This is a genomic window from Acaryochloris sp. CCMEE 5410 (assembly GCF_000238775.2).
In the GTDB taxonomy this organism is placed as follows: domain Bacteria; phylum Cyanobacteriota; class Cyanobacteriia; order Thermosynechococcales; family Thermosynechococcaceae; genus Acaryochloris.
In genome coordinates this window covers 976,990-990,260 of record NZ_AFEJ02000001.1, presented here as the reverse complement: position 1 = coordinate 990,260, position 13,271 = coordinate 976,990, and the positions used below count along the sequence as shown (strand labels likewise).

The following is a 13,271-nucleotide window of genomic DNA, read 5'->3' as shown; positions in this document are numbered from 1 at the left end:
GGAAAAAATATCCAAACATCGGAATTTATGACTGAATCACTTACTGTAAATACGTCCCCCTGAGACCGAGACCGTATCAATGATGGCAATAACTAGGGCATCTAATGGCCGTCGTTCATATTCAGGCATTTGCCTGGCTGCACTACCTTGAGTAATTAATACCCACTCATCAACCCCTGCGCCTACACAGTCAGCAGCTACATCATATTCAGGAAGTAATTGACCTTCATGATCGACTCGCTGTACCAACAAGAACTTGGTGCCCTGGAGGCTGTGAGCTTTTTGGGTACTAACTACGGTACCTAGAACTTTTGCGATTCTCACTCAGATTTGTGACTAGGATTTACGAATAGGGAGTGCACGGGGCCCACTAACACTCTCGCGGAATTGCTCAACTTCCTCGGTGTATCGCATAGGCAACACGTACTCCAGGTTTTCATGAGGACGAGCAATGATGTGGGTAGATAAAACCTGTCCACCATTCACACGTTTGACAGACTCAGTTCCAGCGGCAACCGACGCCTGAACTTCTGAAACGTCGCCCCGAACAATAACCGTAACCCGACCACTCCCAATCTTCTCGTAACCAACTAAGGTGACACGAGCCGCTTTGACCATGGCATCAGCAGCTTCGACCACTGCTGGGAAGCCGAGGGTTTCCACCATCCCAACTGCTATCGACATAGTTTATAACTCCATTCTCTCGCTTTACGAATGATGTCTTGCCCAAAAAAGGCAAGACTTCTATGAACTCAATCTGGGTAAATATTCACACCTAATGATTGGTCGCAGTTACGTTCGGAATTGCTCTACTTCTTCCGTGTAACTCATCGGTAGTACATACTCAAGGTTCTCATGAGGACGAGCAATGATGTGAGTTGAAAGAACCTCTCCCCCATTTACTCTTCTGACTGATTCTGTTCCGGCGGCAACCGAAGCCTGAACCTCAGAAACATCTCCTCTTACAATCACTGTGACGCGGCCGCTACCAATCTTCTCGTAGCCCACCAGCGTTACACGAGCTGCCTTCACCATCGCATCTGCAGCTTCTACCACAGCAGGAAAACCTTTCGTCTCAATCATCCCAACCGCAATTGGCATTGCCACATCTCCTGTTATTGAACACTAAATATTAGTAGGTAATTTTGCTACCCAAAAATTCTTACATGAAAGCCAGTAAACAGCTTTATTTGGAAGCACTTTCAAGCTTGCAGAACTCAGCATATAGACCCGGGATCAGCTTTGTCAATATAAACGTGGATTATTTATTCAAATTGAATCAATAAATAAAACTGATAGTCAATTGAACTTTAGCTATGAATGCGCTCGAGATATTTCATTCGAAATACTGAAGTATAAGATATCTGTCTGTAGGGTATTGAAGAAAATCAATGGATGGCCAGCAACCCTGAAAAAGCCCATAGCAGCTAAATCGAGAGGACATAGACTGCACTATCCCTGCGATGTAAAAAAGGTACAAATGAGGAGGGTTCTTTTCCGAAAAAGCGGTCCGTTTATTGCTGCAAAGAGAAGATATTGATTTATTCATATCTATTTAGACTATTGAATAAAATATATTTATTGATATTTACCATATTTTGATACGATGAAACATATATGAAAAATAAATCAATAATAGTCATAAATTAGAAACAATTTTTATAAAGAGTTTTTCCTACTTATTTCTCTACTTCCACTTCAGAAAAAAAAGTTATGAGTTTCGAGACTATTTTTATCTGAAATTTCTGACTGTATTGAGCAGATAAAGATTTACAGTTTTAAGAAGTTGAGAGTCTATCAACAACCATTGCAAACCCTAATTGACTAAGTCGTGCTGTCGCAATTTCTTCTCGAACATATCTGGTGGATTCCCTTTTTTGGATTACTAGGAGCTCTTTTCTCGCTCCCCTGGTCCTTGGGGTTAATCCGGCGAAGTGGGCCCCGCCCAGTCGCTTATTTCAACATTTTGATGACGTTGTTAAGTTGCTTGCATGGCACGATTGTATTCAAACAGGTTCTAGGCCAACCGTCTCAGGAACTGGTCTATGAATGGCTTCAAGTTGCGGACTTGAATTTAACCTTTGCAATTGAAATTTCTCCTGTTAGTGTTGGTGCCTTAGAATTAGTCACTTTTTTGAGCTTACTCACCCAAGTCTTTGCGATTGGCTATATGGACAAGGACTGGTCCGTTGCTCGCTTTTTTGGATTGATGGGCTTTTTCGAAGGAGCACTTGCTGGCATCGCCATTAGCGACTCGCTGATTCTTAGCTATGCTTTGCTGGAAATGTTGACGTTTTCTAGCTACCTGTTGGTGGGCTTTTGGTATGCACAGCCGCTGGTGGTCACGGCAGCTCGGGATGCTTTTCTAACCAAGCGAGTCGGTGACATTATCCTCTTAATGGGTTTAGTGGCCTTGACCAGCTATGGTGCTGGACTAACCTTTTCAGACCTGAGGGCCTGGAGTGAAGCCACTGCTTTACCTCCCCTAACGGATGCTTTGCTCGGACTGGCTCTAATTGCGGGTCCAACAGGGAATTGTGCGCAATTCCCTTTGAATCTCTGGCTGGATGAGGCAATGGAAGGGCCGAATCCTGCAGGGGTCATGCGGAACACTGCAGTTGTCTCCATTGGCGCTTACTTTCTGATTAAGCTTCAGCCTATTTTTAGCCTGTCTTTGATTGCTTCCGATACCTTACTGATTATTGGTGGCGTCACAGCGGTCGGCGCTTCCTTGATTTCCATCGCTCAGGTGGATATCAAGCGAGCATTGTCCCATTCTACCAGTGCCTATTTGGGTTTGGTATTTATTGCCGTGGGCTTAGGGCAAGTAAACATTGCTCTATCATTGCTGCTCACCCATGCGATCGCAAAAGCGCTTCTCTTCTTCAGCATCAGTTCCGTCATTCTGGGCACGAATAGTCAGGACATGACGGAAATGGGAGGGCTGTGGTCACGGCTACCGGCGACAACCACTGCCTTTGTCGTGGGTGCTGCCAGTCTAGTGGTGATTCTGCCGATGGGCTTTTTCCGAATGATGCAGCAATGGCTAACTGGGGGGTGGAATATGCCCGTTTGGCTGTTTGTTTTACTTGTCTTTGTGAATACCACCAGCGCCATCAGTCTCACTCGGATTTTTCGGTTAATCTTTCTGGGGCAACGCCAACCTAAGACTCGACGGGTACCTGAAGTGCCCTGGCTGATGGCATTGCCGATGGTGACCATGACTGTGGCTGTGTTGGCTTTCCCGCTTATGCCATTGAAATGGTCCCTGTGGCTCCATCCTCTTCCATCTGATGTCGTCTTTAGTGAATATTCCATCCCTTACGGCCTCCCTATTTTGGTGGCATCAGGCGTGATCGGTGTGATATTGGGTTCTGTGTTTGAACTGAGACGTTCTCTATCTCGACCGACCACGTTTTACCTCCGCTTTTTTCAGGATCTTTTGGCCTATGACTTCTATATCGAGCGGGTGTACGAATACACCGTAGTGGCCATTGTTCGCCTGTCCTCTGAATTCACAACTTATCTGGATAAATATGTTGTTGATGGAATCGTTAATTTCGTAGGTAAAGCCACCTTGCTGAGTGGACAAGGCCTTAAATACGGGGTTTCCGGCCAATCTCAATCCTATTTGCTCACGATCATGATCGGCATCAGTGCCATTTTATGGCTACTGCTCAGGGATGATTGGTCTGCCATTGTTGGTTATTGGTCTGAACTCCTTAGTCAATAGCCCCACCATCTAATTTCTTCGCTTTAGTTAGGAGTTTGTCTTAACCCAATGCTCAGTGTCCTCGTATGGTTCCCCCTATTTGGAGTTCTGCTATTGGCACTTTTGCCCAAAAGCATTGATGCCAATAAATATGCTCGATCTGTAGCCTTAGTGGTGGCAGGTCTTGTATTTGTTTGGACAGTCTATATTGCGATTCTGTTCAATCCCAAGCAAGTGACCATGCAATTTGGGGAATTTGTTCCCTGGATTAAAGCCATTGGTCTTAACTATCACTTAGCAGTAGATGGGTTATCTCTGCCCTTGCTGGGTCTCAATAGTCTCCTGACCTTTATCGCTATTTGGAGTACCGATCCAGAGGTCGAACGGCCCAGATTCTATTACGCCCTGATGCTTTTGCTTAACTCCAGTGTGGCAGGGGCATTCCTAGCGCAAGATGTTCTCCTCTTTTTCTTGTTCTACGAGTTAGAAATTATTCCTCTTTACTTCTTAATTGCCATTTGGGGAGGAGCCCGTCGATCCTACGCCGCCACTAAATTTCTGCTCTACACAGCCTTCTCTGGTATTGTTCTGCTTGCCACATTCCTAGGGATTGTCTGGTTGTCAGGGGCCTCTAGCTTTGCCTATGAACCGTTAAGAGCCATTATTGTGGGGGCCTCAGATACCCCGAGTGGCTTGACCTTAAAACTCCAACTGATCTTGATGGTGGGGATTCTACTAGGATTTGGCATTAAGATTCCTTTCTTCCCGTTACATACTTGGTTGCCTGACGCCCACGTAGAAGCTTCAACGCCTGTTTCCGTCCTTTTGGCTGGCGTGCTGCTGAAGTTAGGTACTTATGGCCTACTTCGTTATGGTGTGGGTCTTTTGCCTGATGCCTGGGTATATTTAGGCCCCTGGTTGGCCATCTGGGCTGCGGTGAGTGCTCTTTACGGGACCTCTTGCGCCATCTCTCAACAGGATATGAAAAAGGTGGTGGCCTATGCCTCCATTGCCCACATGGCATTTATCTTGCTGGCGGCAGCAGCTTCCACTGAACTGAGTATGATTGCCGCTGTCTGCCAGATGGTCAGTCACGGTTTGATTTCTGCTTTACTGTTCTTGCTCGTTGGGGTCGTTTATAAAAAGACAGGCAGCCGAGATATGTTTTTCCTCAGGGGCTTACTCAATCCTGAGCGAGGTTTACCCCTGATTGGTAGCATGATGATCCTAGGCGTCATGGCAAGTGCTGGAATTCCCGGCATGGTAGGTTTTATCTCTGAATTTCTCACTTTTAGAGGAAGCTACCCTATTTTTCCTGTGCAAACGCTAGTTTGCATGATAGCTACTGGATTGACGGCAGTTTACTTCCTATTAATGATTAATCGGGTCTTTTTTGGCCGTTTACCGGATGAGTTAGATCGCATCCCAACCGTTACATGGTCTGATCGACTTCCTGCAGCGATTTTAGTGGCCCTCATCTTTCTGCTAGGGATTCAACCCAACTTTATTGTGCGTTGGAGCGAAACTCAGATCGCTGCTTTGATTCCATACAATCCTAGACCGCCTCAAATTATGATCACCAATATCCCCGATCAATCGATGGCGAATGCTTCTAGCTCTATCGTGGCCTCTAGCCCACAGATAGAAATTACTGAGTAGCTTTGAATTAGTTTCTGCAACTTGTTCCTCCTTATACCCCTCATCAGCTATGGTAAGCACGCCTCAAATAGAACCCTCTAAACACCAATTGGCAGAGTTCATTCATCGCCTAGAAGCGGGAGAAGCGCTGCTGAGAGACTCCCCAGAACATGTCCTGGAAGTGGTGGGGATTCTCAAAAGCTATGGCATTATTTTGGATGCCTATTCCAACAACCTCATCTATATTGCCGATCACCAATTTTTAGTTTTTTTCCCCCTATTTAAGTACTTTAATGGTGAGATCAATCCGGGCAAGATTTTGAAGTTTCTCTGGCATGACCGGATTAACTATGAATATGCTGAATATTGCATGAAAAGCATGTTCTGGCATGGAGGGGGCGGGTTAGATAGTTATTTAGACTCGCCAGAGTTTTTAGAGGCGATTAAGCCAGTCATTAAAGCTAAGTTCAAACTTAATCCGTTGATGTTGGGCTTAGATAAGGTTTTTCCTGACTTCCTGCCTGAGCAAATCCGACAGTCGGCTTATTACAGCGGCTTGGGACAGTTTTGGCGGGTGATGAGTGATATCTTTATCGATCTCTCTGATCGGTATGATGCTGGTGAAATCAAAACCATCCCGGAAGTGGTGGACCATATTTTGCAAGGGCTAGTCGCAGATGCAAGTCGGCCCATTACCTATACCGTCAATATCGGTGGTACAGATTATGACATTCTTCCCAAGTCTGCTAACTTAACCTTCTTGATGGATACGGCTGTTCCCTATGTTGAGGCAGTTTTCTTTAGGGGAACGCCATTCCTGGGAACGGTTTCTTACAATGCCCAGGCATACCAAATTCCTATGTTCCAAGGTGACTTTGCCTATGGAGCGCTTTATGCGGATCCGCTGCCCATTGGCTGTTCAGGGATTCCGCCGACATTGTTAATGCAAGATATGCGCCACTATCTGCCGGATTACTTAACGGAGGTTTATCAAAAAAGTCTGCGGAAGGAAGAAGATTTGAGAATTCAAATTTGCGAAACATTCCAAAAATCAATGTTTTGCGTGACTACTGCTGCCCTTCAGGGGCTAGCGCCTCATCCGTTGACCACTGATGATTTGGAAGAACAAAAAGCCAATCGCAAATATTTAGAGGGCTGGATGAATCGCTTTACAAAATCTCGGATTCGACAGGCGAATGCCTAATCGACTTCTTGTTCCCTTACAGGCTGAGGTAACTATCAGCCTGTAAAGGTGGATTAGGAGAATACCGAGGTCTTGATGTTGGCTGAAAATGCGACCATGCTTCTCTTTGGTGTGAGGAATATCTCATTTGTTTGAGATTACGCCTAGATTTTGCAGCGTAGGGTAAAGGAATAATCACCACCAGGTTCTAATCGATAATCTTGTTGCTCAAGGAATCGCCCCAGGGGTTCCTTAATCAAGGCTCGACCTAAAGAAGGCGACACTTTTAACTCACCTTGTCGAAAACACCACTGAAACTGCCAGATGTATTCATTGGCAGCAACTTCGCCTTCGATCTGTCCCTGTTGCCAGGACTGGTGGGTAATACGGACATGGGCAGTTGTTCGGGGGAGGGCACACACAAGTCAGGTCTGTTGGGGCTGGTGTCAAAGTTCAAGACTATTATCAATAAGTCTGGTGTGACTGTCTACTGCGATACAGGGAAGCCGAACCTCAAACCGTACCTTTTGGCTAGAAGGGGTTTCTTATACTGAAAGAAGGGTGTCGAGAAGAAAACCATCCGTGCTGCATCATTTGGCAGCTCCTTTATGAGGTAGGTCATGCCCCTGAATTCCAAGATAATGACTGCCGTTGAGCAACTCAACTACAGAGTGACCGTTGGCGACGTTGCGACTCAGGCGGGTCTAGATATTGATCAAACAGAGCGAGGGTTGCTTGCTCTGGCTTCCGAAGTTTCTGGCAATCTTCAAGTCTCTGAAGCTGGAGATATTGCCTATCTGTTCCCCAAAAATTTCCGTTCAGTTCTTCGTAATAAATACTGGCGTCTGCGTCTTCAGGCCCTTTGGGACAAGATTTGGCCTGCTATTTTCTACCTGATTCGCATCTCCTTCGGGATTTTTCTGGTGTTGTCGATTGTGCTGATCTTTGTTGCGATCGCAATCATCTTAATTGCTATAAACAGCCAAGACGATCGGTCCGATAATCGTCGTTCCGGTGGTTTTATCCCCCGGTTCTGGATTACTCCGGATTTGTTCTGGTTCTTTAACCCCAATCCTCGCTACCATCGACAGCATGCTCGTCGTCAACCGAAAGACCCGGATCAGATGAACTTCTTGGAAGCCATCTTTTCGTTCCTATTTGGGGATGGTAATCCCAATGCCAATTTAGAGGATCGCCGCTGGCAGGAAATTGGGACAGTCATTCGTACCAATGGAGGGGCCGTGACAGGAGAACAGCTCACGCCCTATCTGGAGGTGTCTGATCGTCAGCATGAGAACGAAGACTATGTGATTCCGGTATTGACGCATTTCGATGGCCGTCCCGAAGTCAGTCCCCAGGGAGAAATCATCTATCATTTCCCGACCCTGCAAACGACGGCGAAGGCCCGTCAACAACGAGCGAGTTCCACCTATCTCCAAGAATATCCTTGGAAATTTAGCCAAGCTGGTTCAGGTCAAATCCTCTTAGCCATTGGTCTAGGAGGTTTAAATTTAGTTGGAGCCGCAGTGCTATGGTCTTTGCTACGGGATGGCACCATTGCGATTCAGCTTGGTGGATTAGTGGGGTTCGTCTATTCTATTTTTGGGGTCTTAGTGGCCTACGGTATCGGTTTCTTGGGAATTCCTCTGATCCGCTACTTTTGGATTCAAGGACGAAATAGCAAGATCAATGCGCGCAATCAGCAACGCCAAGCTAGTGCCGTGACCCTGTCCCGACCGGATGCAGCGTTGCAACAAAAAATTGACTATGCCCAGACTTTTGCGGCTCAGTCAGTGGTTTCGTCAGAGAATCTGGCCTACACCACTGAAAAAGACCTACTAGAACAGGAATATGAGCGTGCAGACGCCATTGATGCTGAATGGCAGCAGCGTTTGAATTCTACAGAATAGCGCTTACAAGTAGGCCAACGGCTCAGTGGGTTCGCCTTGTACTCGAACTTCAAAATGGAGGTGAGGGCCAGTGGATAAGCCCGTTGAACCGACTGCAGCAATGGTTTGCCCTCGCTGGACGCCCTGGCCGACGGTGACATAAAGTTCATTACAGTGCCCGTAGAGGGTCGTTAACCCATTGCCATGGTCGATAATAACGGCATTCCCGTAGCCGCCGTACCATTCAGCCACAATCACCGTGCCGCTATCTGCTGCAAAAATGGGTGCGCCAGTGGGGGCACCAAAATCAGTCCCCGCATGAAACCGACCTGTTCCAAAAATGGGATGGGAGCGATAGCCAAAATTGCTGGTAATGGGGCCAACAACAGGTCTGACCATTTGCCCCGTCCCAAAAACTTGCTGAACGCCAGGTGCATTGGAGCGGAACGCTACTTGTTGTTCAGCGATGCGCTGGGCAATCACCTGAGAAATATTGTTCACATCTCGGGAGAGTTGTTGTTCTGCCGCCTGTAAAGCGCGTCGATCGCTTTTTAACCGGGTGACCAATTGACTTTGAACAGAGGCTTGAGCTTTGAAATTGGCTTTTTGATAGAGGAGTTGTTCTGATAACAGGGAAATTTGGTTTTTCTGGATCTCTGCTAACAGCTTTTTGTCGTTAATCTTCTCTTTCTCATCTTTGAGGGCCAGTAGGGACGTGCGATCGGATTTATAAACGAGTTGCAGTTGATATCGGCGATCTAGCAGTTCTTCGATGGATTTGCTCTGTAAGAGAGCCACCCAGGTACTGGAATCTCGTTGTCGTTGTAAGACCCGGAGACGGGCTACGGTATTGCCCTGCTTCTCCTTATAGGCCGTCTCGGCTTTGGTCAAGTCTGCTTCTATTTTCTGCAGTGTTTCGTTGGCCTGCTTCAGCTTGGCTTCGTTCTCTTTGATTTGGCCTTCCGTAAACTGAATATTGCGCTCTAGTCCGCCTAGGCGTTTTTTGGCTGCCCCTTCAAGATTCTCAATTTGCTGCCGTTGTTTTGTGACTTTGGAACGCTGTTCCTCAACTTGTATCCGACGCTCCTGTAGTTCATTCAGATCCGACGAATTTTGAGCGAAGCTTGGGTGCTCGCTGAGGGTGAAGAGAAATACAGCTAGGCATAGTCCAACGATTACGCCCACTATTCTGGTTAAATCTCTTGCCGTTGAGAGATTTCCCTTTTTGGAGCGAGCGTGGAGAGAAGATCGCCGAGGCATTAGTTTTTGGTGGAGGAGTTTTAGCAAAATCTCTCAGACTTGGAATGCAATATGGTTAATCGGTGGAATTAGCCAAGATATTGCTCCTTGGCAATACCTATTCTTGGTTAAGGTACCCTACTCTCTGACAAGTATTTAATAGATGGAGATTCTCTTCAACAATCTCATACTTAGTTGCACCGTCGGTTGACTTGTCAAATTAACCATCGTTTAAATGCGGAATAAAACTCACCCCAAAAAGTTGCTAGTGACAGAAGGGGTTCCTGTAAGGCACACTGGCAAGGGAGTTCCAGGAGTGGCATGCAGCAGACATTTATCCCCGTCCCTTTACCACAACAGCCGTATCAAATTGCGATCGCATCCGGTGGTCTCGCCCAACTGGGATCCTGGCTCCAGGATCGATCCCTGCAGTCGGTAAAGTTGGGGCAAAAAGTCCTGATCGTTTCTAATCCTCAGATTTGGAAGCACTACGGGGAGATAGTCCAAGGGGCTTTAGCCCAGGTGGGGTTCCAGGTTGAACATTTTCTCTTGCCAGCGGGGGAACGCTACAAAACCCCCCGCTCCATTCAGAAGATTTACGATTATGCCCTGGACCTAAAACTAGAGCGCTCGTCCACCCTCGTTGCCCTTGGGGGCGGCGTGATTGGTGATATGACGGGGTTTGCTGCAGCAACCTGGTTGCGTGGCATAAACTTTGTTCAAGTCCCCACCAGTTTGTTGGCTATGGTGGATGCCTCCATTGGCGGTAAAACAGGTGTCAATCACCCGAAAGGGAAAAATTTGATTGGGGCGTTCTATCAGCCTCGGTTGGTTTTGATCGATCCCGATACCTTAAAAACCCTGGCCAGTCGAGAATTTAGGGCGGGAATGGCTGAGGTGATTAAATATGGTGTGATTTGGGATCTAGAGCTGTTTGAGGTGTTGGAGGGTTGCGATCGCACCAATCAGTACCGCTACATGCCACCAGACATCCTCACGGAAATTCTCACCCGCTCCGCTCAAGCCAAAGCAGATGTCGTCACTCAGGACGAAAAAGAAGCGGGGCTTCGGGCCATCCTTAACTACGGTCATACCATTGGCCATGCCATTGAAAGTTTAACGGGGTACCGTTTGTTTAATCATGGCGAGGCCGTTGCTTTAGGCATGGTGGCGGCTGCCGATATCGCCGTCCAACTAGATTGGTGGTCTGCTGAAGACGCGCAACGTCAGCACCAACTGATTCAGAAAACCGGATTGCCCACTGAACTCCCTACTGACTTTGCCATTGAAGCGGTAGCAGAGGTGCTGCTGACGGATAAAAAAGTTAAAGATGGCAAAGTCCGGTTTATCTTGCCCACTCAACTGGGTGAGGTTGACATCACTGATCAGGTGCCGGGGCAGGTGATCGTAAGTGCTCTAAAAGGAATGAAAGAGCAATAATAGACCTTATCGGAAATAAAATGGGTGAGAATAACTTCAAACGTCTATGTCGTAAGTCTTTGAGGTCGATTTTTCTCCAAAAATAAAACGCTTTCCCAGTAAGGCTTTCAGCTGTTTCCGATAAGGTCTAATTTAGATAAGAGAGAACTCAATGACAGCAACTCTAGTTAGCGATGAAGAACATAGAGTAAACATCCCTGGATAACGCTTATAGGTGGAGTTTAGTCGCTGTACTAGTGATTATACTCCGAACGAGTTGAAAGTTTACTTTTTAGATGAGCTTCAAATTCCTTGGTAGAGAGAGTTATAGCTCAATCTGAAATGTTAAGCCCTCAGCCGTTGGCAGTATAAGTTAATTATCTGTTTGTTGTTCTTTAGCATAAAAATTGCATGTAGCTTCAACGGGCGTAGCTAATGGATCGGGGATGCCTTAGACTTCGGAATGGTTACCCCTGGGAATAGGGAGTCAAACCGTTGATTGACCCAGGCAAGCCGCAGCATGAGTAGATGATTGAAACCATCCTCACTCCAGCGCATACCAACCCCCTTAAAGCGCTGTTGAATCAGCCACTTACAAGCACTTTCGACCATTCCTGACCCCAGCGGTATCTGTAGTTGTTCAAAGTGGCGATATTGGATGTGTCGCAGATGGCGCTGGAAATAAGCCTGTACCTGGAGCAACGTCGTAAAAGATTTGCCCGTAAACAATTGTGAGTGAATCAACATCGTCAAGGACCGCAATACTAATAGGTGTTGCCCATGTCGCAATTGGTGTCGCCAGCGCCGAAACCAGGCTTGGGCTTGAGCAGAGCGAGCATCCCCAAACATCGCTTTTGTTGCTCGTGCAAGATGGCCTGCTGCATGAAAGAAATCGAGAACTGCCACAGCACAGTGAGAGAACAAGGTGCGGTAGACTCGCCAGAAGCCTCGCCCCCATCACTCAACCAGATGACGCTTGGGGCCGATTCAAAGTCTTGTTTGCGGGCTTCGAGGTGCAGTAAGGGGATGAACTGGTCGATATCGCCCAATACTGCCACCAGTCTTCGACGTAGTAGTTGGGGGACACGCTTTTGTGCTCGGGTGCCCCGTGTTCCTAGGCGGGCTAAGATAGCAACTTTGACTTCTCGCCACTGGATTTTTCCCTTGGGGGTTTTCGGGGTGGGGCGAAAGGGCACCATCACACCGTCAGCAGCAATGGCCAAAGGTAGAGCAGACAACACCTCTGAAATCGCTTCACAAGGAGTCTGGTCACCTGAGGCTTGAGCTTTGAGTTGAGTCTCTAGCTCCTGATAAGCTTTGTTGCCCATGACTTGCACCCAACTCCACAAGCTTGATGAGCTGACGGATAAACCACTCCACTGACTCAGCATCCAACTGGCCAGTTCATAGGGCATAAATAGACTTAACAAGCAGCCTAGACGAACCAATTCTTCACTGCTGTGCTGATAGGAGGTAATCCCAATGGATTGATCCAAAGGAGCGGATAGACTACCTGGACACCTGTGGGGACAACGACCCACCCGTCGCTTTCAGGCAATATTTCCCACCAGTGTCTGCATCTGACGAGATTCCCATCCCTTCGAGTGCAAGCGGGTTCCGCAAGTGGGACACCTCGGCCATTCCAATACTGTTTTTGCTCGCCGTGAGAGTTCATCCTCCAGAAGCCAGCGAGCCAAAAACAAACCCATTTGCAGAACGATATAAACCATCTGACTCAGGCTGGGTGCTTCTTTGAGTGCTTCGACCTGTTCTAGAAATTCGTGATGCTCTAGTACGGTTGGCAATTGCGATGTTAGGCTCATGACAAGTTTTTGATTCGGGTACAGGATCTATTGTCCTTGACCCGTTTTTCTTTGAGCCATACATCCCCGATTCTGTGCTTACGCCCAGCTTCAACCGCTTCTTTCAGGGTAGAGCATTCAATTTCAATATCCGTGTTTCCTAAACCAGGAAGCGCAGCAACCCAAGATTCAGAGTTTTTCCAGATCATAAAGCTATTAGTGTAAATGGAAAACTCTCCCTTACTTTGTATACTTTCTCCACCTAGGAAACAACCGGTAGGACCTTCAGCGTAATTTGCTTTAAGACCTGCTTGAGTCAACGCAAGTAAGGCTTCTTGTCGATCCATTGTTTTGAAATAGCTTCTTGAGTCCAATCAATTAGCTAAAAA

Annotated in this window: 11 protein-coding genes and 1 pseudogene; 5 read left to right on the top strand and 7 right to left on the bottom strand. The window is 47.0% G+C overall.

From position 1 onward, the window contains the following. Window positions 1–36: 36 nt before the first annotated feature. From ON05_RS04375 to ON05_RS04365, 3 genes are all read right to left on the bottom strand, one after another. Window positions 37–324: a EutN/CcmL family microcompartment protein gene (locus ON05_RS04375; RefSeq protein WP_010469376.1), complete on the bottom strand. Its 288-nt coding sequence runs from the start codon at window positions 322–324 to the stop codon at window positions 37–39. Window positions 325–336: 12 nt separating this feature from the next. Next, window positions 337–684: a carbon dioxide-concentrating mechanism protein CcmK gene (locus tag ON05_RS04370; RefSeq protein ID WP_010469378.1), complete on the bottom strand. Its 348-nt coding sequence runs from the start codon at window positions 682–684 to the stop codon at window positions 337–339. Window positions 685–792: 108 nt separating this feature from the next. Then, window positions 793–1,101: a carbon dioxide-concentrating mechanism protein CcmK gene (locus tag ON05_RS04365; RefSeq protein WP_010469380.1), complete on the bottom strand. Its 309-nt coding sequence runs from the start codon at window positions 1,099–1,101 to the stop codon at window positions 793–795. A gap of 733 nt (window positions 1,102–1,834) precedes the next feature. Between ON05_RS04365 and ON05_RS04360 the strand changes: the two genes are divergently transcribed. Genes ON05_RS04360 through ON05_RS04350 form a run of 3 tightly spaced genes read left to right on the top strand, consistent with a single transcriptional unit; the run spans window position 1,835 to window position 6,554 of the window. After that, window positions 1,835–3,733, top strand: coding sequence for an NAD(P)H-quinone oxidoreductase subunit F (locus tag ON05_RS04360; RefSeq protein WP_029314988.1), 1,899 nt, complete (start codon window positions 1,835–1,837; stop codon window positions 3,731–3,733). A 48-nt stretch (window positions 3,734–3,781) separates the two neighbouring features. Further along, window positions 3,782–5,371 (top strand): NADH-quinone oxidoreductase subunit M, encoded by a 1,590-nt coding sequence (locus ON05_RS04355; RefSeq protein WP_010469384.1) that lies wholly within the window; start codon window positions 3,782–3,784, stop codon window positions 5,369–5,371. A gap of 49 nt (window positions 5,372–5,420) precedes the next feature. Beyond that, window positions 5,421–6,554, top strand: a complete 1,134-nt coding sequence (locus ON05_RS04350) for a CO2 hydration protein (RefSeq protein WP_010469385.1) — start codon at window positions 5,421–5,423, stop codon at window positions 6,552–6,554. Window positions 6,555–6,697: 143 nt separating this feature from the next. Here ON05_RS04350 and ON05_RS04345 read toward each other — a convergent pair whose 3' ends face one another. Then, the gene (locus ON05_RS04345; protein WP_010469386.1) at window positions 6,698–6,955 is read right to left on the bottom strand and encodes a DUF3146 family protein; all 258 of its coding nucleotides are present in this window, start codon (window positions 6,953–6,955) and stop codon (window positions 6,698–6,700) included. A 198-nt stretch (window positions 6,956–7,153) separates the two neighbouring features. On the opposite strand from ON05_RS04345, the gene ON05_RS04340 reads away from it, so the two are divergent. Beyond that, window positions 7,154–8,443, top strand: coding sequence for a hypothetical protein (locus tag ON05_RS04340; RefSeq protein ID WP_029314989.1), 1,290 nt, complete (start codon window positions 7,154–7,156; stop codon window positions 8,441–8,443). A 3-nt stretch (window positions 8,444–8,446) separates the two neighbouring features. Here ON05_RS04340 and ON05_RS04335 read toward each other — a convergent pair whose 3' ends face one another. Further along, entirely contained in the window at window positions 8,447–9,682 is a 1,236-nt protein-coding gene (locus tag ON05_RS04335; RefSeq protein ID WP_139025605.1) for a murein hydrolase activator EnvC, read from the bottom strand. A gap of 300 nt (window positions 9,683–9,982) precedes the next feature. Here ON05_RS04335 and aroB point away from each other — a divergent pair, with 300 nt between their 5' ends. Continuing rightward, window positions 9,983–11,101, top strand: a complete 1,119-nt coding sequence (aroB, locus tag ON05_RS04330; RefSeq protein ID WP_010469390.1) for a 3-dehydroquinate synthase — start codon at window positions 9,983–9,985, stop codon at window positions 11,099–11,101. Between the two features lie 411 nt (window positions 11,102–11,512). Here the strand turns inward: aroB and ON05_RS04325 are convergent. Next, window positions 11,513–12,903, bottom strand: a pseudogene (locus ON05_RS04325) (ISKra4 family transposase). Then, complete coding sequence (locus ON05_RS04320) at window positions 12,900–13,229, bottom strand: hypothetical protein (RefSeq protein WP_262561192.1); 330 nt, start codon at window positions 13,227–13,229, stop codon at window positions 12,900–12,902. The pseudogene ON05_RS04325 and the gene ON05_RS04320 overlap by 4 nt, the downstream one beginning before the upstream one ends. Window positions 13,230–13,271 lie beyond the last annotated feature (42 nt).

Coding starts and splice junctions, on each gene's coding strand:
- ON05_RS04370 (WP_010469378.1), bottom strand. CDS start 684: ATGTCGATAGCAGTTGGGATGGTGGAAACCCTCGGCTTCCCAGCAGTG.
- ON05_RS04365 (WP_010469380.1), bottom strand. CDS start 1,101: ATGCCAATTGCGGTTGGGATGATTGAGACGAAAGGTTTTCCTGCTGTG.
- ON05_RS04355 (WP_010469384.1), top strand. CDS start 3,782: ATGCTCAGTGTCCTCGTATGGTTCCCCCTATTTGGAGTTCTGCTATTG.
- ON05_RS04350 (WP_010469385.1), top strand. CDS start 5,421: ATGGTAAGCACGCCTCAAATAGAACCCTCTAAACACCAATTGGCAGAG.
- ON05_RS04340 (WP_029314989.1), top strand. CDS start 7,154: ATGCCCCTGAATTCCAAGATAATGACTGCCGTTGAGCAACTCAACTAC.
- ON05_RS04335 (WP_139025605.1), bottom strand. CDS start 9,682: ATGCCTCGGCGATCTTCTCTCCACGCTCGCTCCAAAAAGGGAAATCTC.
- aroB (WP_010469390.1), top strand. CDS start 9,983: ATGCAGCAGACATTTATCCCCGTCCCTTTACCACAACAGCCGTATCAA.
- ON05_RS04320 (WP_262561192.1), bottom strand. CDS start 13,229: ATGGATCGACAAGAAGCCTTACTTGCGTTGACTCAAGCAGGTCTTAAA.